Below are 24,215 nucleotides of genomic sequence, written 5' to 3' on the forward strand. Positions count from 1 at the left end.
CAACCGCGACGTCTGGGGTGCTTTCCGGGGTCAACACAGAAGAGCGGCCCTGGTCGATGACCAGGGCCGCTCTTCGTCGGTGCGCCTGAAGGGATTCGAACCCCCGACCTTCTGCTCCGGAGGCAGACGCTCTATCCACTGAGCTACAGGCGCGGGCGCCGACACGATCGACAACGCGAAGCCGTCGGCACGGTGCACGAGACTACCAGCACCTCGGGGTCCGGGTGGCAACCGAGCGCACGGACCCGTGCCGCACCTTTGTAGAATCGCCCGGTGACCCCCGACGAGCTCTCCGGAGCACTCAGCGCTGCCCTCGCCTCGGCCGTGGCCGACGGCACCCTCGCCCTGCCCGCCGACGCCGTCCCGGCCTCGGTCCACGTGGAGCGACCGCGGCAGCGCGAGCACGGGGACTGGGCCACCAACGTGGCCCTCCAGCTCGCGAAGAAGGCGGGCACGACGCCGCGGGCCCTCGCCGAGGACCTGGCGGCGCGCCTCGTGGCGACGCCGGGCGTGAAGGCGGCCGACGTCGCCGGGCCGGGCTTCCTCAACATCACGCTCGAGGCGGGCGCGGCGGGCGAGCTCGCCCGGTCGATCGTCACCGCGGGCGAGCAGTACGGCCGCACCGACACCCTCGCGGGGCAGGTCCACAACCTCGAGTACATCTCGGCGAACCCGACGGGCCCGCTGCACATCGGGCACACCCGCTGGGCAGCCCTGGGTGACGCCCTCGTGCGGATCATGCGCGCCGCCGGCGCCGACGTGACCGCGGAGTACTACATCAACGACGCCGGCGCGCAGATGGACAAGTTCGGCGCGTCCATCGTCGCTCGCGCCAAGGGCGAGGACGTGCCCGAGGGCGGGTACCCGGGCGAGTACGTCACGGAGCGCGCCGCCGAGGTGCTGGCGCAGGAGCCCGACCTGCTCGACCTCCCCGCCGACGCGGCCGCCACGGCCGCGCGCGAGCTCGGCTACCAGGCGCAGCTCGAGGCGATCCGCCGCACGCTCGACGCCTTCGGCGTGCACTTCGACGTCTGGTTCTCGGAGCGCACCCTGCACGAGTCGGGCGCGGTGGAGCAGGCCGTCGAGCGCCTGCGCGAGCAGGGTCACGTGTTCGACGTCGACGGCGCGGTGTGGCTGCGCACCACGGACTTCGGCGACGACAAGGACCGCGTGATGATCCGCGCGAACGGCGAGCCCACGTACTTCGCCGCCGACGCCGCGTACTACCTGTCGAAGAAGGACCGCGGCTTCCCGGGCAAGATCTACCTGCTCGGCGCCGACCACCACGGGTACATCAACCGCCTCAAGGCCATCGCCGCGTGCGCGGGCGACGACCCGGAGGCGAACATCGAGGTGCTCATCGGCCAGCTCGTCAACATCGGCGGCGAGCGGATGGGCAAGCGCCGGGGCAACGCCCTGTACATGGACGACCTCATCGAGTGGCTCGGCTCGGACCCGCTGCGCTACTCGCTCGCGCGCTACCCGGCCGACTCGCCGTTGTCGCTGTCGGGCGAGGAGATGCTCAAGCAGAGCAACGACAACCCCGTCTACTACGTGCAGTACGCCCACTCGCGCACCTGCGCCGTCGACCGGAACGCGGCCGACCGCGACGTGGTGCGCACCCGCCCGGACGGGGCGGACGCGTTCGACCCGGCGCTGCTCACGCACGGGACCGAGGCCGCGCTCGTGGGCTCGCTCACCGAGTTCCCGCGGATCGTGTCCCAGGCCGCGGAGCTGCGGGAGCCGCACCGCGTCGCGCGCTACCTCGAGTCGCTGGCCGCCGACTACCACAAGTGGTACCAGGAGTGCCGCGTGACGCCGTACCCGGACGAGGAGGTCACGGACACGCACCGCACGCGCCTGTGGCTCAACGACGCCGTGCGCCAGGTGCTCGCCAACGGTCTGGAGCTGCTCGGCGTCTCCGCCCCGGAGCGGATGTGACCGCGGGCGTCCTCGGCGTCCCCTGGGCGAGCGGCGTCCAGCGGCGCGCGGACGGCGCGGTCGAGGTCGCGGGCGTCGCCGTGGGTGACCTCGCGGCCACGCACGGCACCCCGGTGTACGTGCTCGACGAGGCGGACTTCCGCTCCCGGGCCCGGGGCTACCGGACGGCGTTCGCGACGGCGTTCGCCGAGGTCGGCACGGGCGTGGACGTCTACTACGCGGGCAAGGCGCTGCTGACCGTCGCGGTGGCGCGCTGGGCCCGCGAGGAGGGGCTGCGCGTCGACACGGCGTCCGGCGGCGAGCTCGCCGTCGCGCTCCGGGCCGGCGTGCCCGGCGCCGAGATCGGCCTGCACGGCAACAACAAGTCGGACGAGGAGGTCCTCGCCGCCCTCGACGCCGGCGTCGGCCGGATCATCGTCGACTCGCTGGTGGAGGTGGACCGGGTCGCTGCCCTCGCGGCCTCCCGCGGTGTGGTCGCGCCCGTCATGGTGCGGGTCACGACCGGCGTGCACGCCGGCGGCCACGAGTACATCTCGACCGCGCACGAGGACCAGAAGTTCGGGCTGTCGGTGAACGCCGGCGCCGACGGGGGAGACCCGCCCGCGATGCGGGCCCTGCTCGCCGTGGTCGCCCGGCCGGAGCTGCGGCTGCTCGGCATCCACTCCCACATCGGCTCGCAGATCCTGGACCCGGCGGGCTTCGAGGCGGCGGCGCGGGTGGTGCTGCGGCTGCGGGCGGAGCTCGCGGAGCGCACCGGCGTGCTGGTGGACGAGGTGGACCTCGGCGGCGGCTACGGCATCGCGTACCTGCCGGGCGAGGTACCGCTCGACCCGGACCGCATCGCCAAGGACGTGGCGAGCGCGGTGTCCGCCGTCTGTGCGGAGCTCGGCACGACGCTGCCCCGCATCTCGATCGAGCCGGGGCGTGCGATCGTCGGCCCGGCGGGCCTGACGCTCTACACGGTCGGCACGGTCAAGCCGGTCGCGCTCGACGACGGCCGGGTGCGCACGTACGTGTCCGTCGACGGCGGCATGAGCGACAACATCCGTCCGGCGCTCTACGACGCGCGGTACCACGCGGAGCTGGTGGGCCGGACGTCGGACGCCGAGCCCGTGCTGGCGCGCGTCGTGGGCAAGCACTGCGAGAGCGGCGACATCGTCGTGCACGAGGTGCTCCTGCCCGGCGACGTGCGCGCGGGCGACCTGCTCGCCGTCGCCGCGACCGGCGCGTACGGGCGGTCGATGGCGTCCAACTACAACCTGCTCACGCGGCCGCCGGTGGTGGCCGTCGCCGAGGGCGCCTCGCGCGTCCTCGTGCGGCGGGAGACGGTCGACGACCTGCTGGCGCTCGACCTCGGCTGACGAGGAGAGGGCGCCTGTGGACGGTCAGCCCGTCGACCGCGCGGCGCGGCTATCCTGACCACCGTCCCGGCCACCCGTTCCGAAGGTTTCCCCGTGCCTGCAGCCTCCGTCCCCGTGCCTCCGGCCGCACCGCGCCCCGAACCCGGCGTGCTGCGCGTCGCCCTGCTGGGCTGCGGCGTCGTCGGGACGCAGGTCGCGCAGACCCTGGTCGCCCGCGCCGACGACCTCGCGGCCCGGGCGGGAGCGCGCCTCGAGCTCGTGGGCATCGCCGTGCGCGACGCGAGCCGGCCCCGGGAGGGCGTGGGCACGGTCGTGCCGCGCGAGCTGCTCACCGAGGACGCGGACGCCCTCGTGGACCGGGCCGACCTCGTCGTCGAGCTCATGGGCGGCATCGAGCCCGCGCGCGGCCTCATCCACCGGGCGATCGCCGGTGGCGCGAGCGTCGTCACGGCCAACAAGGCGCTGCTCGCGGCGCACGGCCCGGAGCTGTTCGAGGCCGCCGACGCGGCAGGCGTGGACCTGTCGTTCGAGGCTGCCGTGGCGGGCGCGATCCCGATCGTCCGCCCGGTGCGCGAGTCGCTCGCGGGCGACCACGTGCGGCGCGTGCTCGGGATCGTCAACGGCACCACGAACTACGTGCTCGACCAGATGGCGACGCACGGGCTGGACCTCGCCGCCGCCCTCAAGGAGGCGCAGGCGCTCGGCTACGCGGAGGCCGACCCGACCGCCGACGTCGAGGGCCACGACGCGGCCGCCAAGGCCGCGATCCTCGCCTCCCTGGCGTTCCACACGCGCGTCTCGCTGGCCCAGGTCGCGTGCGAGGGCATCACCGGCGTCTCGGCGGCCGACGTCGCCGCGGCGCAGCAGACCGGGCACGTGGTGAAGCTGCTCGCCATCGCCGAGCAGACCGCCGAGGGGGTCTCGGTGCGCGTGCACCCCGCGCTCGTGCCGTCCACGCACCCGCTCGCCGCGGTGCGCGGGGCGTTCAACGCGGTGTTCGTCGAGGCCGACGACGCCGGCCCGCTGATGTTCTACGGCCAGGGCGCGGGCGGGCGGCCGACGTCGTCGGCGGTGCTGGGCGACGTCGTGTCGGTCGCCCGCGACCGGGTCGCCGGTGGCCGGGGGCCCCGCGAGTCGGCCTACGCGTCGCTGCCGGTGCTGCCGCACGACGCCGCGGTCACCCGCTACCAGGTGCGCCTCGTCGTGGCGGACCGGCCCGGCGTGCTGGCGCAGGTGGCCCAGGTCCTCGCCGACCACGGCGTGTCGATCGACACCGTGCGGCAGGCCCCGAACGAGCCGTACGTCGTGGGCACCGAGGGCACCGCCGCGCTGCTGCTCACCACGCACGCCGCGCGCGAGGCGTCGCTCGCCGCCACGGTCGCGGCCGTGCGCCGCCTCGACGCGGTGCACGAGATCACGTCCGTCCTGCGAGTCGAGGGAGCCTGACATGTCCACGCCACAGCCTGCCCACCAGTGGCGCGGTGTCATCACCGAGTACGCCCACCGGCTGCCCGCCCACCTGAGCGAGCGTGTCGTGACGCTCGGCGAGGGCGGCACGCCGCTGGTGCCCGCGCCCGCGCTGTCGCAGCGCACCGGTGCCGACGTCTACGTCAAGGTCGAGGGGATGAACCCGACCGGGTCGTTCAAGGACCGGGGGATGACGGCAGCCATCTCGGCGGCGGCCGGACGCGGCGCCAAGGCCGTCGTGTGCGCGTCGACGGGCAACACGTCCGCGTCGGCCGCGGCCTACGCGACCCGCGCCGGCATGACGTGCGCGGTGCTGGTGCCCGACGGCAAGATCGCGATGGGCAAGCTCAGCCAGGCGGTCGCGCACGGCGCACGCCTGCTGCAGGTCGACGGCAACTTCGACGACTGCCTCGTGGCGGCCCGCAAGCTCGCCGAGGTGTACCCGGTCGAGCTGGTGAACTCCGTCAACCCCGACCGCATCGAGGGCCAGAAGACGGCGGCCTTCGAGATCGTCGACGCCCTGGGCGACGCCCCCGACATCCACTGCCTGCCGGTGGGCAACGCGGGCAACATCACCGCGTACTGGAAGGGCTTCCGGGAGTACGCGGGCCTGGACGCCGGCGAGGCGGCGGGCGCCGTCGCCACGCGGACGCCGCAGATGTGGGGCTTCCAGGCCGCGGGCGCCGCGCCGATCGTGCATGGTCACCCCGTCGACCAGCCGGAGACGATCGCCACGGCGATCCGCATCGGCAACCCCGCCTCGTGGGAGCAGGCCGAGGCCGCCCGCGACGGGTCCGGGGGCGTCATCGAGGCGGTGACGGACGAGCAGATCCTCGCGGCGCACCGCGTGCTGTCCGCCGAGGTCGGCGTCTTCGTCGAGCCGGCGTCCGCGGCCGGTGTCGCGGGGCTCCTCGCCCGCGCCGAGCGCGGCCTGGTCCCCGCCGGCGCGCGCGTCGTCGTGACCGTCACGGGGCACGGCCTCAAGGACCCCCAGTGGGCGCTGCGCACGCCCGACGGCGGCGAGGTCGCTCCCCTTCGCGTGAGCGCCGACGTCGTGTCCATCGCGGACGCGCTCGGCCTCGACTGAGTCCACTCCTCACGGCCCCGGGAGGGGAACCCCATGCAGCTCGGCGCCGACCACGTCCTCGTCCGCGTCCCCGCCACCAGCGCGAACCTCGGCCCCGGTTTCGATGCGATGGGGCTGGCCCTCGCCCTGCACGACGAGCTGGAGGTCGAGCTCCTCGCGAGCGGCGACGTCGAGATCGAGGTCGAGGGCGAGGGCGCCGGCGAGGTGCCGGCGGGGGAGGACCACCTCGTGGTGCGCGCCCTGCGCCACACGCTGGACCTCGCGGGCGCGCCCCGGACCGGGCTGCGGCTGCGGTGCCTGAACCGCATCCCGCACGCGCGGGGGCTGGGCTCGTCGTCGGCGGCCGTGGTCGCGGGCATCGTCGCGGCCCGGGCCCTGCTGGCAGACCCGCACGTGCTCGACGCGAACGCGGTGCTGCGGATCGCTACCGAGTTCGAGGGGCACCCGGACAACGCGGCGCCCGCGATCCGCGGTGGCGCCACCCTCGCCTGGCGGACGGCGGACGGCCCGCGCGCCGTCGACCTGGACGTGGACGAGCGCATCGAGGCCACCGTGCTCGTGCCCGACCACCGCCTCGCCACGAGCCGGGCCCGCGGGGTGCTGCCGGCCGAGGTGCCGCACGGAGACGCAGCCTTCACGGCGGGCCGCGCCGGCCTCCTGGTCGAGGCGTTGGCGCGGCGCCCCGAGCTGCTGCTCGACGCGACCGAGGACCGCCTGCACCAGGACTACCGGGCGGCCGTCATGGCGGGGTCGGCAGAGCTGCTGCGCGCGCTGCGGGCCGAGGGCCTCGCGGCCACGATCTCCGGCGCGGGGCCGACCGTGCTCGTGCTCACGTCGGGGGAGGGGACGACCCGGCTCGACGGGATCCTGGCCGAGCTCGTCGACGACGTGGCGGGCTGGCGGGCGCTCCGCCTGGGCATCGACACGGACGGCGCGGTCGCGCGGCGCGTGACCGCCGGGCCGGGTTTCGAAGGAGGCGGCGTGTCGGCCTCCGGACGAGCATGAGGTGATATGATGCGTTGAGCCTTCGGGATCGATCGCGAGGGCACTCCCTCCCACCGCACGGCACGCTCGCGTGCCCGGTCGGAGCCAGGTGCCTGGCGGTTGCGATGCGGTGCACGACCCGCCGCGGCAGTCCCGGCAGAAGGCGAAACACCAACCCCGCCAGCCGACGTCGTCGTACCACTGATGCGAGGTTCCACGCGTCTCGGCGCTCCCCGCGCCTGGACGGCAGCCACCCCGGCCCGTGACATCTGAGGGCCGCATACGAGGGGGAAGGGTCCTTCGTGACGAACACCACCGACAGCCGGAACGGCTCCGCCGCATCCGGAAACCTGAGCTCGATGCGTCTTGCCGAGCTGCAGGCGATGGCCTCCGGCATGGGCGTGAAGGGCACGTCCCGCATGCGCAAGAGCGACCTGCAGGACGCGATCCGGGCCGCTGGCGGCCAGGGCGCGCGCACCGCCGCTGCCCCGGTCGCCGCGGCGACCGCCGTGGCACCCACGGTCCGCAGCGACGCCCCGGCCGACCAGCCCAAGACGTCCGACGCCCGCGCGACGCGCGCCGAGGGCGCCGAGGCGCCCCGTCGTTCGCGCCGCGCCACGCGCTCGACCGGCTCCGCCGAGAGCGACGCCGCGCCGCAGCAGCGCTCCGGCGCCGACGACGCCCCTGCCGCCCAGCCCGCCCGCCAGGGTGAGCAACGTGGCGAGCAGCGTGGCGAGCAGCGCGGTGACCAGCGCTCCGACGCCGACCGCGAGGCGCGTCTCGCGCAGCTGGCCGAGGCCGTGGCTGCGCCCCGCGAGCGGGGTGCCCGACGCTCCGGCGGTCAGAACGCGGGTCAGAACGCTGGCCAGGGCGGCCAGGCCGCGGGCCAGGGCGGTCAGGCCGCGGGTCAGAGCGACGGCGACGGCCAGCGCTCCGGCCAGGGCCGCGCCACCGACGGCTCCGCCCCGCAGCGCTCCGGCGCGCAGGGCGGTGGCCAGCGTGACGAGCGGCAGCGCCGCGACGACGACGACGAGCGCGGCTCGCGCCGCCGCCGCGGCCGGGACCGTGGTCGCGACCGCAAGCGCAACCGCAGCGGCCGGACGAACGCCCCCGACGTGGCCGGTCTCGACGACGTCGAGGTGCGCGAGGACGACGTGCTGCTGCCCGTCGCCGGCGTGCTCGACATCCTCGACAACTACGCGTTCGTGCGCACCAGCGGCTACCTGCCCGGCGCGGGCGACGTCTACGTGTCGCTCAACCAGGTCAAGAAGGCCGGTCTGCGCCGCGGCGACGCGATCGTCGGCGCCATCCGCCAGCCCCGGGAGGGCGACGAGCAGCCGGCCGGCAAGAACGTCCGCAGCAAGTTCAACGCCCTGGTGCGGCTCGACTCGGTCAACGGCATGTCGATCGAGGAGGCGCACCAGCGCCCCGAGTTCACCAAGCTGACGCCGCTGTACCCGCAGGAGCGGCTCCGCCTGGAGAACCCGGAGGCCACGCGTCTCACGCCGCGCGTGATCGACATCGTCGCCCCGATCGGCAAGGGCCAGCGCGGCCTCATCGTCGCGCCCCCCAAGGCCGGCAAGACGATCATCATGCAGCAGATCGCCAACGCGATCACGGCGAACAACCCCGAGGTCCACCTCATGGTGGTGCTCGTGGACGAGCGGCCTGAAGAGGTCACCGACATGGAGCGGACGGTCAAGGGCGAGGTCATCGCCTCGACGTTCGACCGCCCGGCCTCGGACCACACGATCGTCGCGGAGCTCGCCATCGAGCGGGCCAAGCGCCTGGTCGAGCTGGGCCAGGACGTCGTGGTGCTGCTCGACTCGCTCACCCGTCTGTCGCGCGCCTACAACCTCGCGGCGCCGGCGTCGGGCCGCATCCTGTCCGGTGGTGTGGACGCCGCGGCGCTCTACCCGCCCAAGAAGTTCTTCGGCGCGGCGCGCAACATCGAGAACGGCGGCTCGCTGACCATCCTCGCCTCGGCGCTCGTGGAGACGGGCTCCAAGATGGACGAGGTGATCTTCGAGGAGTTCAAGGGCACGGGCAACATGGAGCTGCGCCTGTCCCGGAACCTCGCGGACAAGCGGATCTTCCCGGCGGTGGACGTCAACGCGTCGGGCACGCGCCGCGAGGAGATCCTCATGGCGAAGGACGAGCTGGGCATCGTCTACAAGCTGCGTCGCGTGATGGGCGCGCTGGACCAGCAGCAGGCGATCGAGCTGCTGCTCGGCCAGCTCAAGAAGACCAAGTCGAACGTCGAGTTCCTGCTGCACGTGCAGAAGACGACGCCGGCCGGGCTCTCGGACGAGAACCCGGGCGAGACGATCTGACACCTCGCCGTCCGATCCCGTCGGGACCCGCACCGGGTCCCGACGGGACCGACCCGAGGAATTTCTCCAGGCGCTCTGCGTTCTGGCACAATGGTTCGTCGGCCTTCCGGTTCACGGCCCGCTGTCCTGCGGGGCGACCCGGTGGCATCTCACCAAGGAGCATCATGAAGTCCGGTATTCACCCCGAGTACGTCCTCACCGAGGTGACCTGCACCTGCGGTAACACGTTCACGACCCGCAGCACCGCGACCTCCGGCAAGATCAGCGCCGAGGTCTGCAGCGCCTGCCACCCGTTCTACACGGGCAAGCAGAAGATCCTCGACACCGGTGGCCGCGTCGCCCGCTTCCAGGCGCGCTACGGCAAGAAGAACTAGCGCCCTCGCAGCGCCGGCGGTCCGCCCGACAACCTCTCCAGGGGCAGTCGGACGACGGACCGCCGGCGCTGTTGCTTTGCCCGGGGGCTGGGCCCACGGGACCATGCACGTCCACCGGGAGACGCCATGACCGACCCGTTCGCCGCCGCGCGGCCGCTGCTCGCCGAGCACGCCGAGATCGAGCGGGAGCTCGCCGACCCGGCCGTCCACGCCGACGCGGGTCGTGCCCGCTCGCTCGGACGCCGGTACGCCGAGCTCAACCAGGTCGCCGCCGCGTTCCGGGCGTGGGAGCAGGCCCGTGACGACGCGGAGGCTGCCGCGGAGCTCGCCGCTGAGGACGAGGCGTTCGCGGCCGAGCTGCCCGACCTGCGCGCCACGGAGGACGCGGCCGCCGAGCGGCTGCGCCGCGTCCTCGTGCCGCGTGACCCCGACGACGCCCGCGACGTCATCCTCGAGATCAAGGCGGGGGAGGGCGGCGACGAGTCCGCCCTCTTCGCGGGCGACCTGCTGCGCATGTACCTGCGGTACGCCGAGCGGCGCGGGTGGGCGACCCAGGTGCTCGACGCGACCGAGACCGAGCTCGGCGGGTACAAGGACGTGCAGGTCGCCGTCAAGGCCCGCCACCTGTCGGACCCGGCCGAGGGCGTGTGGGCGAGCCTCAAGTACGAGGGTGGCGTGCACCGCGTGCAGCGCGTCCCGGTCACCGAGTCGCAGGGCCGCATCCACACGTCCGCGGCGGGGGTGCTGGTGCTTCCCGAGGTCGACGACCCGGGCGAGGTGGAGATCGACCAGAACGACCTGCGCATCGACGTGTACCGGTCCTCGGGCCCGGGCGGGCAGTCGGTCAACACGACGGACTCGGCCGTCCGCATCACCCACGTCCCGACGGGCATCGTGGTCTCGATGCAGAACGAGAAGTCGCAGCTGCAGAACAAGGAGCAGGCGATGCGCGTGCTGCGCGCCCGGCTGCTGGCAGCACGGCAGGAGGCCGCGGCCGCCGCCGCAGCCGACGTGCGCCGCTCGCAGGTGCGCACCGTGGACCGCAGCGAGCGGATCCGCACCTACAACTTCCCGGAGAACCGGATCGCGGACCACCGCACCGGGTACAAGGCGTACAACCTCGACCACGTCCTCGCGGGCGACCTGGACCCGGTGGTGCGGTCCGCGGTGGAGGCGGACGAGGCCGCGCGCCTGGCGGCGGCGGGCTCCGATGCCTGACGTCGCGCCGGGGACGGTGGGCGCCGGGGTCCGCTGGGCGGCGGCGCGCCTCGCCGCTGCCGGGGTGCCCAGCCCGCGCGTGGACGCGGAGGTGCTGCTCGCGCACGGCCTCGGCGTCGACCGGGCAGAGCTGCGACGCCTCGCGGTGCTCGACCGGGACCTGTCCGGCGACGTCGCCACGCGGTTCGCGGCGGACGTCGCGCGGCGGGCGGCGCGGGAACCGCTCCAGCACCTCACCGGCGTCGCGCCGTTCCGGCACCTGGAGCTCGCCGTCGGGCCGGGGGTCTTCGTCCCGCGGCCGGAGACGGAGCAGGTGGCGCAGGTCGCGATCGACGAGGCGGCGCGGGTCGTGGCCCGCGACGGTGCGGCGGTCGTGGTCGACCTGTGCACCGGCTCCGGCGCGATCGCCCTCGCCGTCGCCACCGAGGTCCCCGGAGCCCGCGTCCACGCGGTCGAGCTCGACGCCGCGGCGCACGGCTGGGCGGCGCGCAACGTCGCGGCAGCGGCCGCGGACGGCGGGAGCGACTCCGCGGGAGCCGTCGTCCGGCTGGTGCGCGGCGACGCCCGCACCGCGCTGCGCGACCTGGACGGCACGGTCGACGTCGTCGTCTCCAACCCCCCGTACGTCCCGCCCGGCGCGGTGCCGCGCGACCCCGAGGTCGCCGAGCACGACCCGGGCGTGGCCCTGTACGGGCTGGGGGAGGACGGGCTCGAGGTGCCGCGTGGCGTCACGGCCGCGGCGGCGCGTCTGCTGCGGCCCGGCGGCCTCTACGTGATGGAGCACGCGGAGGTGCAGGCGGCGCAGGCGAGGGCGATGGTCGCGGCCGTGCGCGGGTTCGGGCCCGCCGAGACCCGCGACGACCTGACCGGACGGCCGCGGATGGTGGTGGCTCGGCGCCTCGGTGCGGGGCCCGCCGTCCCGGACGTGCGGCAGGGCGCCGGGCGAACCGTGACAGACTGAGCCCGTGAGCAGCGTGCACGACGTCACCGACCCGAACACCTGGGGCCCTGCGATCGACGAGGCGGTGAACACGGTCTCGCGCGGCGGCCTGGTGGTCCTGCCGACCGACACCGTCTACGGCATCGGCGCCGACGCCTTCGACGCGGAGGCCGTCGCGGCCCTGCTCGCGGCCAAGGGCCGCGGCAGGCAGATGCCGCCCCCCGTCCTGGTCCCCGACGTGCGCACCCTCGACGGGCTCGCGACCGAGGTCCCGGACGACGCGCGCAAGCTCGTCGAGGCGTTCTGGCCCGGCGGTTTCACGATCATCCTGCAGGCGCAGCCGTCGCTGCAGTGGGACCTCGGCGAGACGCACGGGACGGTCGCGCTGCGCATGCCCGACCACCCGGCCGCGCTCGCGCTGCTGCGCCGCACCGGCCCGCTCGCGGTCTCCAGCGCCAACGCCTCCGGCAGCCCCGCGGCGCTCGACGTCACGGACGCCCGCGAGCAGCTCGGCGACTCGGTCAGCACCTACCTCGACGGGGGCGACGCGCCCGGTGGCGTCGCGTCGACCATCGTGGACGCTACCGGCGCGCACCTGCGCGTGGTGCGGCAGGGGGCGATCACGCTCGAGGCGCTCAACGAGGTCGCGCGCGTGCGTGGCGTCGACGAGCCTGAGGACGAGCCTGGGGACGAGCCCGGGGCCGACCTGGAGGGTGACTCGGTGGTCGACTCGGTGGTCGACCAGGTGGGCGACTCGGTGGGCGACTCGGGGCGCAGCTCCGAGGACGGCCCGGCGGCCGGCGCGCCTGCGGAGGAGCCGGCCGGGTGAGGGCGTACCTGCTCCTGATGCTGGTCTCGGCGGCGGTCACGTACCTCGCCACCCCGGGCGCGCGGTGGGTCGCGCGTCGCACGGGCGCGATCTCGGCGGTGCGGGAGCGGGACGTGCACCTGCGGCCCACGCCGCGGCTGGGCGGCCTCGCGATGCTGCTCGGCATCGTCGTCGCGGTGGTCCTGGCCTCGCAGATGCCGTTCCTCGCCGGAGTGTTCGCCACGGGGCCCCAGGCGTGGGGGATCGTCGGCGGCGCGACGATCGTGTGCCTGCTCGGCTGGGCCGACGACGTGTGGGACCTCGACTGGATGACGAAGCTCGCGGGGCAGGCCCTCGCCGCCGGCTTCATGGCGTGGCAGCAGGTGCAGCTCACGTCGCTCCCGACGCCTGACGGGCTCTACATCACCTCGTCCCGGCTGTCGCTGTTCGCGACGATCCTCGTGGTCGTGGTGGCGATGAACGCCGTGAACTTCGTCGACGGCCTGGACGGGCTGGCCGCAGGGCTGATCGCCATCGGCGGCGCCGCCTTCCTCCTCTACACCTACGGGCTCACGCAGCAGGCGACGCCGGAGAACTACGCCAACCTGGCGACCCTGATGATGGCGGTGCTCGTCGGCGCGTGCCTCGGCTTCCTGCCGCACAACTTCTTCCCGTCGCACATCTTCATGGGCGACTCGGGGTCGATGGTGCTCGGCCTGGTGTTCGCCGGGGCGGCGATCACCATCACGGGAAACATCGACCCGGTCTCGGCGGGCGACACGCTCTCCGGCGCGCAGCGCGTGCCGCTGTTCATCCCCCTGCTGCTGCCGGTGGCGGTGGTGCTGCTGCCGCTGCTCGACATGGGCATGGCGGTGGTGCGCCGTCTCGCGGCGGGCAAGTCGCCGTTCCACCCCGACCGCATGCACCTGCACCACCGCATGCTGGCCCTGGGGCACTCCCACCGTCGCGCGGTGCTGATCCTGTACGTCTGGGCCGCCGTCTTCTCGTTCGGCGCCGCCGCCCTGGTGATGTGGGAGTGGCAGGTCGTGCTCGTCGGCCTCGGGATCGCCGTCGTCGTGGCGCTGCTGCTCACGCTCGGCCCGCTGCGCACCCGCGGGCGGTTCCTCGACGACGACGTCGCCACCGGGAGCCACCCGGCCGTCGCCGTCGCGTCGGGTGCGCACGCCGCCCCGCAGGTGGCGACGACCTCCACGGCTCCCACGACCTCCGCGACCCCGGTCGCCCCCACCCTGACGACGCACGAAGGACGCCCGCGATGACGACGCCCGACACCCCCGGCCCGACGCCCGACCCTGCTCAGGACGCCGTGGCGGCGGACGCGCCCGCCGGCGAGCACGCGACCACCGCCGAGCGAGCCGTGCTGCGCGCCGCGCTGCGGGACACGCTGCTGCTGGTCGGCGCCCTGGTGGTGCTGGGCGGGGGGATCGGCCTGCTGGTCGCGGGCCTGCCCGGGCTCTGGGGCGCCCTCGTGGGCGCGGGGATCGCGGCGTTCTTCTGCGCGACGACGATCTGGTCGATGCTGCGCACGGTCGGGTCGAGCCCCGCCCGGATGGCGGCGTTCGTCATGGGCGCCTGGGTCGCGAAGATCGTCGTCCTGATCGTGGTGCTCGCGCTGCTCAAGAACGCGACGTTCTACGACCCGTGGGTGCTCATCGCGGTGCTCGCCGTGGGAGCGATCGGCTCGGCCCTGCTCGACTACCGCGCGGTGAGCGCCGGCCGGGTGCCCTACGTGCAGCCGTGACGGCGCCCTCTGACCAGGGTGCTTGCGCCGGGCGACGGTCGGTCGCCGGGGGCAACATCGTGCGCTTCTTCACAAGCCGCGGGATCTGGCCGGTAATTCTCCTCCGAGATGTCGGAGCACGGGTGAACATCCGGTAGGCTGTCCGCGAATCCATGACGGCCAGGTCCGATGGCGTGCCCGCCCAGCGGTGGAGCGTCCGGACCGTACGACCTCCGGGAGAACCCCCTGTCTACGCCAGCGATCCCCCTGCTGCTCGCCGCCGAAGGTGACGGCGAGTTCCACGCGCCGACGGTCGCGGACTTCTTCCCCCCGGCGATCTTCTTCGAGGGGACGCCCTTCGAGTTCAACCGGATCATGCTGGTCCGCGTCATCGCCGCCATCTTCCTGCTGACGGTCTTCGTCATCGCTGCGCGCCGGGCGAAGGTCGTCCCCGGCCGGTTCCAGAACATCGTCGAGATGATCCTGGACTTCGTGCGCAACTCGATCGCGATCGAGGTGCTGGGCCAGGAGAACGGCCGCAAGTACTTCAAGCTGATCGCCACGATCTTCTGCACCGTGCTGGTCATGAACATCACGAGCGTCGTGCCGTTCCTCAACATCGCCGGCACCTCCGTGATCGGGCTGCCGATCGTGCTCGCCGCGTGGACCTACGTGATGTACCTGAGCGCGGGCGTCAAGGCGCACGGCGTGGGCGGCTACCTCAAGAACTCCCTCTTCCCGCCGGGTGTGCCGAAGCCGCTCTACCTGCTGCTCGTGCCGATCGAGTTCCTCCAGGTCTTCATCCTGCGGCCGGCGACCCTCGTCATCCGACTTCTGGCCAACATGGTCGCGGGGCACCTCATGCTCGCGATCTGCTTCACCGCCACGTCGTTCTTCCTCTTCGACTCGGCCGGCGCGATGAAGCTGTTCGGCGCGGGCACGTTCGTGGCCGGGTTCGCGTTCTTCCTCTTCGAGATCTTCGTGGCGGCGCTGCAGGCCTACGTCTTCGCGATCCTGACCGCCGTCTACCTCAACATGTCCGTCGAGGCGGAGCACTGACCGTCTCGCGGTACCCGGCCTGAGCCGGACCAGCTCTACCAACTGCACCCCACGAAAGCGACGCCGGGCCACCGAGGCCCGGCGCCCAACCGGAAGGAAACCCAGTGGACGTCACCACCCTCGCCGAGGTCACCGGAAACATCGGCACCGTCGGTTACGGCCTCGCGGCGGTCGGCCCCGGCATCGGCCTCGGCATCCTCATCGGCAAGACGATCGAGGGCATGGCTCGCCAGCCCGAGGTCTCGAGCCAGCTCCGTACCACGATGTTCATCGGTATCGCCTTCGTCGAGGTGCTCGCCCTCCTCGGCCTGGTGGCCGGCTTCATCGTCCCGTGATGATGATCTCCCCCCTGAACCTCGACGCCACCGTGCTCGCCGCGGAGGAGTCCGAGCCGAACATCCTCATCCCGCACTGGCCGGACATCATCTGGTCGCTGGTGATCGTCGTGATCATCGGGTTCGTCTTCTACAAGTACGCTCTGCCCAAGTTCCAGGCTGTCCTGGACGAGCGCACCGCGAAGATCGAGGGCGGCATGGCCAAGGCCGAGCAGGCGCAGGAGGAGGCCGCGGCGGCGCTGGCGGAGTACCACCAGCAGCTCGCCGAGGCTCGTGCGGACGCCGCGAAGACCCGTGAGGAGGCGCGTGCCGAGGGCACCGCCATCGTCGCGGAGCTGCGCACCAAGGCGCACGAGGAGGCCTCGCGCATCGTCGAGACCGCGCACCGTCAGATCGAGGCCGAGCGCCAGACGGCGGCCGTGTCCCTCCGCAACGAGGTCGGCGAGCTGGCCACGGAGCTGGCGTCCAAGATCGTCGGCGAGTCCCTGCAGGACTCCGCACGGCAGTCGCGCGTCGTCGACCGCTTCCTCGACGAGCTCGAGGCCGCGGGCGGCGAGTCCGCGGCGGCGCAGCCGGCGCCGGTCGGCAAGGAGGGCTGATGCGGGGCACCAGCGGAGCATCCCTCAGCGCGGCGCAGGAGCGGTTCGAGCCGGTCCTGCGGTCCGCGGGGGCTGACGCGCAGGCGCTCGGCGAGCAGCTCTTCGTCGTCGTCGGAGCCCTGGACGAGTCCGGTCCGCTGCGCCGGTCGCTCGCCGACCCGTCGCGGGACCCGGAGGACCGTGCGGCCCTCGCCGGCCGCGTGCTGGCCGGTGGCTTCGACGAGCGTGTCGTGGAGCTCGTCACCGGCCTGGCGCGGTCGCGCTGGTCCGGCGACCGGGACCTCGTGGACGCCGTGGACCGCCTCGGGCTCGACGCCATGCTGGCGTCCGCCGAGTCGCGGGGTGCTCTCGAGACGGTCGAGGACGAGCTGTTCCGGCTGACCCGGGCGCTCGTCGGCCAGCGCGAGGCGCGGCAGGTGCTCTCGGACGGCACGACCGACCCCGAGCGTCGGGCACAGCTGGTCGAGACCCTGCTCACGGGCAAGGTGGACGTCGTCACTCTGGCGCTCGCGCGCCGGGCGACCACCGCCCTGCGCGGCCGCCGCTTCGTGGCGACCCTGCTGTGGTACGGCGAGATCGCCGCCGAGCGTCGCCGCCGCCTCGTGGCCACGGTCACCAGCGGCACCGTGCTCAGCCAGTCCCAGCAGGACCGGCTCGCCGGGCTGCTCGAGCGCGCCTACGGGCGTGCCGTCCAGCTCAACGTCACGGTCGACCCGTCCGTGATCGGAGGCCTGCGTATCCAGGTCGGCGCTGATGTCGTCGACTCCACCGTGCTGTCCCGCCTGGCCGACGCCCGTCGCCGGCTGGCCGGCTGAAACCTTCAGGCCCAGCGCCGGCCCCCGGTCGGCTACGCAGAACGTGAGGCCGCGCATGTCGCGGCCACGACAGGAGAGAGCAATGGCTGAGCTGACGATCCGGCCGGAGGAGATCCGCGCCGCTCTGGACAGCTTCGTGAAGTCGTACGAGCCCGAGGGCGCGGTCAGCGAGGAGGTCGGCCGCGTCACCGTCGCCGCTGACGGCATCGCCTACGTCGAGGGCCTCCCCGGCGCGATGGCGAACGAGCTGCTGCGCTTCGAGGACGGCACGCTCGGCCTCGCCCTGAACCTGGACGTCCGGGAGATCGGCGTCGTCGTCCTCGGCGAGTTCACGGGCATCGAGGAGGGGCAGGAGGTTCGCCGCACCGGCGAGGTCCTGTCCGTCCCCGTGGGCGAGGGCTACCTCGGCCGCGTGGTCGACCCGCTGGGCAACCCGATCGACGGTCTGGGCGAGGTCGAGAGCGAGGGCCGCCGCGCCCTCGAGCTCCAGGCGCCCGGCGTCATGCAGCGCAAGTCGGTGCACGAGCCGCTGCAGACCGGCATCAAGGCGATCGACTCGATGATCCCGATCGGCCGCGGCCAGCGCCAGCTGATCATCGGCGACCGGCAGACCGGCAAGACCGCGATCGCGATCGACACGATCATCAACCAGAAGGCCAACTGGGAGTCGGGCGACCCGGAGAAGCAGGTCCGCTGCATCTACGTCGCCATCGGCCAGAAGGGCTCGACGATCGCGTCCGTGCGCGGGGCCCTCGAGGAGGCCGGCGCGCTGGAGTACACGACGATCGTCGCGGCCCCGGCGTCCGACCCCGCGGGCTTCAAGTACATCGCGCCCTACACCGGCTCGGCCATCGGCCAGCACTGGATGTACCAGGGCAAGCACGTGCTGGTGATCTTCGACGACCTGTCGAAGCAGGCCGAGGCCTACCGTGCCGTGTCGCTGCTGCTGCGCCGCCCGCCGGGCCGCGAGGCGTACCCCGGTGACGTGTTCTACCTGCACTCCCGCCTGCTCGAGCGTTGCGCGAAGCTCTCGGACGAGCTGGGCGCGGGCTCGATGACCGGTCTGCCGATCATCGAGACCAAGGCGAACGACGTGTCGGCGTACATCCCGACCAACGTCATCTCCATCACCGACGGCCAGATCTTCCTGCAGTCGGACCTCTTCAACGCCGACCAGCGCCCGGCCGTCGACGTCGGTATCTCCGTCTCCCGAGTCGGTGGCGACGCGCAGATCAAGGCCATGAAGAAGGTCTCCGGCACGCTGAAGCTCGAGCTGGCGCAGTTCCGCTCGCTCGAGGCGTTCGCGATGTTCGCGTCGGACCTGGATGCCGCGTCGCGCGGCCAGCTCGCCCGCGGTGCCGTGCTCATGGAGCTGCTCAAGCAGCCCCAGTACACGCCGTACGCGGTCGAGGACCAGGTCGCGTCCGTCTGGGCGGGCGTCAAGGGCAAGCTGGACGACGTCCCCGTGGACGACGTCAAGCGGTTCGAGTCCGAGATGCTCGACCACCTGCGCCGCCACACCTCGGTGCTCTCGACGATCGCCGAGACCGGCAAGCTCGAGAAGGACACCGAGGACTCGCTGGCCGCCGCCGTGGAGGACGTCCGCAACGGCTTCCTCAAGGGCGACGGCACCCCGCTGGTCGGCGGCGACGCCGACGGCGAGGCCACCGACGTCGAGCAGGAGCAGCTCGTCGTGCAGAAGAAGGCCTGAGCATGGCCGGTGGATCCCAGCGCATCTACAAGCAGCGGATCAAGTCGACGCAGTCGCTGAAGAAGATGTTCCGCGCGCAGGAGCTGATCGCTGCGTCCCGCATCGGCAAGGCGCGTGCGCGCACCGCCGCGGCGGCACCGTACGAGCGGGCCATCACCCGCGCGGTGTCCGCCGTGGCCACGCACACGTCGACCAAGCACCCGCTCACGAGCGAGCGGCACGACACCGACCGGGTCGCGGTCCTCGTGATCGCGTCCGACCGCGGCATGGCCGGCGCCTACTCGGCGTCGATCATCCGCGAGGGCGAGCGGCTCGTCGCGCAGCTCCAGGAGGCCGGGAAGTCCGTCGACCTCTACGCCGCCGGCCGTCGCGCCGTCTCGTTCTACCGCTACCGCGGGCGCGAGATCGCGGGGCAGTGGTCGTACGGCTCGGACAGCCCGGACGCGGACGTCGCGGCGGAGATCGCCGAGACGCTGCTCGGGTCGTTCCTCGCTCCGGCGGAGGAGGGCGGCGTCGGCGAGCTGCACGTCGTGTACACGCAGTTCGTCAACATGGTCACGCAGCGCCCGCGCGTGGTGCGGATGCTGCCGCTCGAGGTCGTCGAGGGCGTGGCCGTGCCCGGTGAGCACGACGCGTTCCCGCTGTACGACTTCGAGCCGTCGCCGGAGAGCGTCCTCGACGCGCTCCTGCCGCGCTACGTCCGCAGCCGCATCTTCAGCTTCATGCTCGACGCCGCGGCGTCCGAGCTGGCCGCGCGCCAGCGGGCGATGCACACGGCGACGGACAACGCCGAGGACCTGATCCGTACCTACACCCGCCTGGCGAACCAGGCCCGCCAGGCGGACATCACCCAGGAGATCAGCGAGATCGTCTCGGGTGCCGACGCCCTCGCGGCGTCATGACGCCGGCCCTGGCAGCAGCTGAGCCGGCTCTGACGACCGTCCTGACATCCGCAACGTTCCTTTCGAAGCGAGGCAAGCAATGACCGCCACCACCGTGGAAGCCCCGGTCGAGCACCAGAGCGGACCCGGCGTGGGCCGTGTCGCGCGCGTGATCGGCCCCGTCGTCGACATCGAGTTCCCCGAGGACGCGATCCCCGACATCTACAACGCCCTGACGGTCGAGATCGACCTGTCGTCGCAGGGCGAGGGCGAGAAGTCCTTCACCCTCATGCTCGAGGTCGCCCAGCACCTCGGCGACGCCCTGGTCCGTGCGATCGCGCTGAAGCCGACCGACGGCCTCGTGCGCGGTGCCGTCGTCACCGACACGGGCGCGCCGATCAGCGTGCCCGTGGGCGACATCACCAAGGGCAAGGTCTTCAACGTGACCGGTGACGTCCTCAACCTCGCTGAGGGGGAGAGGCTCGAGGTCACCGAGCGTTGGCCGATCCACCGCAAGCCGCCGGCCTTCGACCAGCTCGAGTCGAAGACCGAGATGTTCGAGACCGGCATCAAGTCGATCGACCTCCTCACCCCGTACGTGCAGGGCGGGAAGATCGGTCTCTTCGGTGGTGCGGGCGTCGGCAAGACGGTCCTCATCCAGGAGATGATCCAGCGCGTCGCGCAGGACCACGGCGGTGTGTCCGTGTTCGCCGGCGTCGGCGAGCGGACCCGTGAGGGCAACGACCTCATCGCCGAGATGGAGGAGGCCGGCGTCTTCGACAAGACGGCCCTGGTCTTCGGCCAGATGGACGAGCCGCCGGGCACGCGTCTGCGCGTCGCCCTGTCGGCCCTGACGATGGCGGAGTACTTCCGCGACGTCCGCAAGCAGGACGTGCTGCTCTTCATCGACAACATCTTCCGGTTCACGCAGGCCGGCTCCGAGGTGTCGACCCTGCTGGGCCGCATGCCGTCCGCGGTGGGCTACCAGCCGAACCTGGCCGACGAGATGGGCCTCCTGCAGGAGCGCATCACCTCGACGCGCGGTCACTCGATCACCTCGCTGCAGGCGATCTACGTTCCGGCGGACGACTACACCGACCCGGCGCCGGCGACCACGTTCGCCCACCTGGACGCGACCACCGAGCTCTCGCGCGAGATCGCGTCGAAGGGTCTGTACCCGGCGATCGACCCGCTGACCTCGACGTCCCGCATCCTCGACCCGCGCTACGTGGGCCAGGAGCACTACGACGTCGCGACCCAGGTGAAGTCGATCCTGCAGCGGAACAAGGAGCTGCAGGACATCATCGCGATCCTCGGTGTGGACGAGCTCTCGGAGGAGGACAAGACGGTCGTCGCGCGTGCGCGCCGCATCCAGCAGTTCCTCTCCCAGAACACCTACATGGCCAAGAAGTTCACCGGCGTGGAGGGTTCCACCGTGCCGCTGAGCGAGACCATCGAGGCGTTCAAGAAGATCGCCGAGGGCGAGTTCGACCACATCGCCGAGCAGGCGTTCTACAACATCGGCGGCCTCGAGATGCTCGAGGAGAACTGGGCTCGGATCCAGAAGGAGTACGGGGCCTGACGGTCTCGCCCCGCCGCGTCGTCCCGCCAGGAGGCCGCCCTCCCGGCGGGACGACGCGACCACCTGAGGAACCCCGCACGATCGGAAAGAGGACATGGAGATGGCAGAGCTGAACGTGGACCTCGTCGCGGCCGACCGCAAGGTCTGGTCCGGCGCGGCGCGCGAGGTCAGCGCCCCGTCCGTCGACGGCCAGGTCGGCATCCTCGCCGGCCACGCCCCGCTCCTCGCGGTGCTGCGGCCGGGCACGGTCAAGGTGTCGACCGCCCACGGGACCGCGGTCGAGGCGCACGTCACCGGCGGCTTCGTCTCCGTCGACGGCAACCTCGTCACGGTCGTCGTGGACGAGGTCTCGGAGCTGTCCGGCCGCGAGCCGGCGCTCCGCTGAGGCAGGTGCCGGTGGCGTACGTCGTCTGGATCGCGATCGCTCTCGTCGTCGCGCTCGGACTGGTGCTCGCCGCCGGTGCCTCTCGCCTGCGGACCCTCTCCCGGAGGGTCGGCTCCTTCCCCTGCCACGCCCGGCCCGCGGACGATCCGCAGGCCGCGTGGATGGTGGGGATCGCCCACTACGCCGTGGGCCGTATCGACTGGTGGCGCGGCTGGTCCCTGGCCCCGCGCCCCGCGCGCGTCTGGCACCGGGACCGGTTGTCGATCACCGGCCGGGCCCCGCTCGACCAGGCGGGCCAGCCCGACCAGGTGCTGGTGCGCTGCCGGTACGACGGCACGGACTTCGAGCTGCTGATGTCGTCGGGCGCGTACGCCGGCCTGGCCTCGTGGCTGGAGTCCGCGCCCCCCGGCCGCCGCGACCTGGTCCTGTAGAGCGCCGCCACGGCGCACCCGCCACGAACGAAGAGGGGGACCGTGCGTCTCGTCGTCGCCCGCTGCTCGGCCCGGTACACCGGCCGGCTCACCGCTCACCTGCCCCTCGCCACGCGTCTGCTCGTCGTCAAGGCGGACGGGAGCGTGCTGCTGCACTCCGACGGCGGCTCGTACAAGCCGCTGAACTGGATGAGCCCCCCGTGCGCGACGTCGGTCGCCGACCCGGACGACGAGGCCCGGGAGCGCGGCGTCACCCAGGTGTGGACCGTGCAGCACCAGAAGTCGGACGACCGGCTGGAGATCGAGCTGCACGAGGTGGAGCACGACTCCGCCCATGACCTCGGCGTCGACCCCGGGCTGGTCAAGGACGGTGTCGAGGCGCACCTGCAGGAGCTTCTCGCCGCGCAGATCGAGCGGCTCGGCGCGGGGCACACGCTCGTCCGCCGGGAGTACATGACGGCGATCGGCCCGGTCGACATCCTCGCCCGCGACGGTGCGGGCGGGTCGGTGGCGGTCGAGATCAAGCGACGCGGCGACATCGACGGCGTCGAGCAGCTGACGCGCTACCTCGAGCTCATGAACCGCGACCCCCTGCTGGCGCCGGTGCGTGGCATCTTCGCCGCGCAGGAGATCAAGCCGCAGGCGCGCGTGCTCGCCACGGACCGGGGGATCGGCTGCCTGATCCTCGACTACGACGCGATGCGCGGCGTCGACGACGTCGACTCCCGCCTGTTCTGACCGGCACGGCCGGGACGTGCCCGGCGGTTTCTCCGCCCGTGCCGGGGTGCGGCAGGATGAGCCGCATGAGTGATGCGCCCCACGACGTCCCCGTCCCTGCGCCCGGCACGCCGGTCGCGCTGCGTGGCCGGGTCGTGACTCCCCGCGACGTCGTCGACGACGGCGCGGTGGTCGTGGTCGACGGCGTCGTCCGCTGGGTCGGGCCCGTCGCGGCGGCGGAGCACGCCGACCCGGCGGTGGCGGCGGCCGTCCTCGACGCCCCCGTCCCGGACCCCGGCACGCTGCTGCTGCCCGGGCTCGTGGACCTGCACGACCACGGCGGCGGCGGGGTCGGCTTCCCCGACGCGACCAGCGTCGAGGAGGCGATGGTCGCCGTGCTCGAGCACCGACGGCACGGCACGACCACGATGCTCGCCTCGCTCGTGACGGCCGACCGGGAGACGCTCCTGACCCGTGCGGCGATGCTGGCCGACCTCGCGGAGGCGGGGGAGATCGCGGGCATCCACGCCGAGGGCCCGTTCCTGTCTCACGAGCGCCGTGGCGCCCAGAGCCCGGACGACCTCGTGCCCGGGGACGTCGCGCTGGTCCGTGACCTCGTCGAGGCGTCGCGCGGGCACCTGCGCACGATGACGGTCGCCCCGGAGGTGCCCGGTGTCGCCGGGCCGGGGGGTGCGGCCGAGGCGCTCGTCGAGGCGGGGGTCGTGCCGTCGCTGGGGCACACGGACGCCACCACCGAGCAGGCCGAGGCGCTCGTCGCGCAGGTGGCCGCGGGGCTGCGGGCGCACGCCGCGGAGGGTGACGCGCCCGCCCGGGAGATGACCGCGACCCACCTGTTCAACGGGATGCGGCCCCTGCACCACCGCGCGCCGGGCCCGATCGCCGCCTGCCTGGCCGCCGCCGCCCGCGGCGACCTGGTCGTGGAGCTGGTCGCGGACGGCGTCCACCTCGCCCCGGCCACCGTCCGCAGCGTGGTCGAGACGGTCGGCGCCGACCGCGTCGCGCTGGTCACGGACGCGATGGCGGCCGCGGGCATGGCGGACGGCTCCTACGAGCTCGGGCCGATGGCGGTCACCGTGCGCGACGGCGTCGCCCGGCTGGCCGACCCGGAGCTCCCGGAGGGCGGGTCGATCGCGGGCGGCACGGCACACCTGGTCGACGTGGTGCGCTCGACGGTCGCGGCGGGCGTCCCGCTGGTCGACGCGGTGCGCTCGGCCTCGTGGGTGCCCGCACGCGTCCTCGGGCTCCCCGACGTCGGCGGCCTCGTGGTCGGCCGGCGCGCCGACGTCCTCGAGACCGACGGCGACCTGCGCGTGCGCCGCGTGCTGCGGGCCGGGCTGCCCGTCGCCTGACACCTGGCCCGAGGGCCGGAGGGTCTTTGCACTCCGGGGCTCCTGTCGCTAGCGTTGTCGAAGCGCTTCGACGCCG

General features: G+C 73.2%; 23 protein-coding genes and 1 tRNA gene. 23 read left to right on the forward strand and 1 reads right to left on the reverse strand.

The features are described 5' to 3' along the window. Nucleotides 1–80: 80 nt before the first annotated feature. Nucleotides 81–153, reverse strand: a tRNA-Arg gene (locus ACWGKI_RS11475). Between the two features lie 120 nt (nt 154–273). On the opposite strand from ACWGKI_RS11475, the gene argS reads away from it, so the two are divergent. The 23 genes from argS to ACWGKI_RS11590 all read left to right on the forward strand — a co-directional run bounded on the left by argS (nt 274) and on the right by ACWGKI_RS11590 (nt 24,139). After that, complete coding sequence (gene argS / locus ACWGKI_RS11480) at nt 274–1,941, forward strand: arginine--tRNA ligase (RefSeq protein WP_452187078.1); 1,668 nt, start codon at nt 274–276, stop codon at nt 1,939–1,941. Continuing rightward, a complete protein-coding gene (gene lysA, locus ACWGKI_RS11485; protein ID WP_452187080.1) occupies nt 1,938–3,302 on the forward strand; it encodes a diaminopimelate decarboxylase in 1,365 nt (454 codons plus the stop codon). The genes argS and lysA overlap by 4 nt, the downstream gene beginning before the upstream one ends. A 93-nt stretch (nt 3,303–3,395) precedes the next feature. Continuing rightward, the gene (locus ACWGKI_RS11490) at nt 3,396–4,748 is read left to right on the forward strand and encodes a homoserine dehydrogenase (protein WP_380244842.1); all 1,353 of its coding nucleotides are present in this window, start codon (nt 3,396–3,398) and stop codon (nt 4,746–4,748) included. A 1-nt stretch (nt 4,749) separates the two neighbouring features. After that, nucleotides 4,750–5,856, forward strand: coding sequence for a threonine synthase (gene thrC, locus ACWGKI_RS11495; protein ID WP_452187082.1), 1,107 nt, complete (start codon nt 4,750–4,752; stop codon nt 5,854–5,856). A 33-nt stretch (nt 5,857–5,889) separates the two neighbouring features. Then, nucleotides 5,890–6,861 carry a homoserine kinase gene (gene thrB, locus ACWGKI_RS11500; RefSeq protein ID WP_380244844.1) on the forward strand — a complete coding sequence of 324 codons (972 nt, stop codon included), beginning with the start codon at nt 5,890–5,892 and terminating at the stop codon, nt 6,859–6,861. Between the two features lie 281 nt (nt 6,862–7,142). Then, the gene (gene rho / locus ACWGKI_RS11505; protein WP_380244845.1) at nt 7,143–9,173 is read left to right on the forward strand and encodes a transcription termination factor Rho; all 2,031 of its coding nucleotides are present in this window, start codon (nt 7,143–7,145) and stop codon (nt 9,171–9,173) included. Nucleotides 9,174–9,337: 164 nt separating this feature from the next. Then, complete coding sequence (rpmE, locus tag ACWGKI_RS11510) at nt 9,338–9,547, forward strand: 50S ribosomal protein L31 (protein ID WP_380244846.1); 210 nt, start codon at nt 9,338–9,340, stop codon at nt 9,545–9,547. Nucleotides 9,548–9,673: 126 nt separating this feature from the next. Further along, nucleotides 9,674–10,765 carry a peptide chain release factor 1 gene (prfA, locus tag ACWGKI_RS11515; protein ID WP_380244588.1) on the forward strand — a complete coding sequence of 364 codons (1,092 nt, stop codon included), beginning with the start codon at nt 9,674–9,676 and terminating at the stop codon, nt 10,763–10,765. Continuing rightward, nucleotides 10,758–11,726, forward strand: a complete 969-nt coding sequence (gene prmC, locus ACWGKI_RS11520) for a peptide chain release factor N(5)-glutamine methyltransferase (RefSeq protein ID WP_452187086.1) — start codon at nt 10,758–10,760, stop codon at nt 11,724–11,726. The genes prfA and prmC overlap by 8 nt, the downstream gene beginning before the upstream one ends. 13 nt (nt 11,727–11,739) lie before the next feature. Then, nucleotides 11,740–12,534 carry an L-threonylcarbamoyladenylate synthase gene (locus ACWGKI_RS11525; protein WP_452187121.1) on the forward strand — a complete coding sequence of 265 codons (795 nt, stop codon included), beginning with the start codon at nt 11,740–11,742 and terminating at the stop codon, nt 12,532–12,534. Further along, nucleotides 12,531–13,793, forward strand: a complete 1,263-nt coding sequence (locus ACWGKI_RS11530) for a glycosyltransferase family 4 protein (RefSeq protein WP_452187088.1) — start codon at nt 12,531–12,533, stop codon at nt 13,791–13,793. The genes ACWGKI_RS11525 and ACWGKI_RS11530 overlap by 4 nt, the downstream gene beginning before the upstream one ends. Next, on the forward strand, nt 13,790–14,275 hold the full coding sequence (locus ACWGKI_RS11535; RefSeq protein ID WP_452187090.1) for a hypothetical protein: 486 nt from the start codon (nt 13,790–13,792) through the stop codon (nt 14,273–14,275). Before ACWGKI_RS11530 ends, ACWGKI_RS11535 begins: the two co-directional genes overlap by 4 nt. Nucleotides 14,276–14,443: 168 nt before the next feature. Next, a complete protein-coding gene (gene atpB, locus ACWGKI_RS11540) occupies nt 14,444–15,313 on the forward strand; it encodes a F0F1 ATP synthase subunit A (protein WP_452187092.1) in 870 nt (289 codons plus the stop codon). 104 nt (nt 15,314–15,417) lie between these two features. Further along, complete coding sequence (locus ACWGKI_RS11545; protein WP_452187094.1) at nt 15,418–15,648, forward strand: ATP synthase F0 subunit C; 231 nt, start codon at nt 15,418–15,420, stop codon at nt 15,646–15,648. 2 nt (nt 15,649–15,650) lie between these two features. Beyond that, complete coding sequence (locus ACWGKI_RS11550; protein WP_380244598.1) at nt 15,651–16,247, forward strand: F0F1 ATP synthase subunit B; 597 nt, start codon at nt 15,651–15,653, stop codon at nt 16,245–16,247. Continuing rightward, the gene (locus ACWGKI_RS11555; RefSeq protein ID WP_452187096.1) at nt 16,247–17,062 is read left to right on the forward strand and encodes a F0F1 ATP synthase subunit delta; all 816 of its coding nucleotides are present in this window, start codon (nt 16,247–16,249) and stop codon (nt 17,060–17,062) included. Before ACWGKI_RS11550 ends, ACWGKI_RS11555 begins: the two co-directional genes overlap by 1 nt. Nucleotides 17,063–17,144: 82 nt before the next feature. Then, nucleotides 17,145–18,773, forward strand: a complete 1,629-nt coding sequence (gene atpA / locus ACWGKI_RS11560; protein ID WP_380244594.1) for a F0F1 ATP synthase subunit alpha — start codon at nt 17,145–17,147, stop codon at nt 18,771–18,773. A 2-nt stretch (nt 18,774–18,775) separates the two neighbouring features. Continuing rightward, a complete protein-coding gene (locus ACWGKI_RS11565) occupies nt 18,776–19,675 on the forward strand; it encodes a F0F1 ATP synthase subunit gamma (RefSeq protein WP_380244595.1) in 900 nt (299 codons plus the stop codon). Between the two features lie 79 nt (nt 19,676–19,754). After that, on the forward strand, nt 19,755–21,236 hold the full coding sequence (gene atpD, locus ACWGKI_RS11570) for a F0F1 ATP synthase subunit beta (protein ID WP_452187098.1): 1,482 nt from the start codon (nt 19,755–19,757) through the stop codon (nt 21,234–21,236). Between the two features lie 100 nt (nt 21,237–21,336). Continuing rightward, the gene (locus ACWGKI_RS11575; protein WP_380243441.1) at nt 21,337–21,621 is read left to right on the forward strand and encodes a F0F1 ATP synthase subunit epsilon; all 285 of its coding nucleotides are present in this window, start codon (nt 21,337–21,339) and stop codon (nt 21,619–21,621) included. 11 nt (nt 21,622–21,632) lie between these two features. Next, on the forward strand, nt 21,633–22,052 hold the full coding sequence (locus tag ACWGKI_RS11580) for a DUF2550 domain-containing protein (protein ID WP_452187101.1): 420 nt from the start codon (nt 21,633–21,635) through the stop codon (nt 22,050–22,052). A gap of 42 nt (nt 22,053–22,094) precedes the next feature. Then, the gene (nucS, locus tag ACWGKI_RS11585) at nt 22,095–22,790 is read left to right on the forward strand and encodes an endonuclease NucS (protein WP_380243439.1); all 696 of its coding nucleotides are present in this window, start codon (nt 22,095–22,097) and stop codon (nt 22,788–22,790) included. Between the two features lie 65 nt (nt 22,791–22,855). Then, nucleotides 22,856–24,139 (forward strand): N-acetylglucosamine-6-phosphate deacetylase, encoded by a 1,284-nt coding sequence (locus ACWGKI_RS11590; RefSeq protein ID WP_452187103.1) that lies wholly within the window; start codon nt 22,856–22,858, stop codon nt 24,137–24,139. The last annotated feature ends 76 nt before the right edge of the window (nt 24,140–24,215 follow it).

The sequence above is a fragment of the Isoptericola sp. NPDC055881 genome (assembly GCF_053615895.1).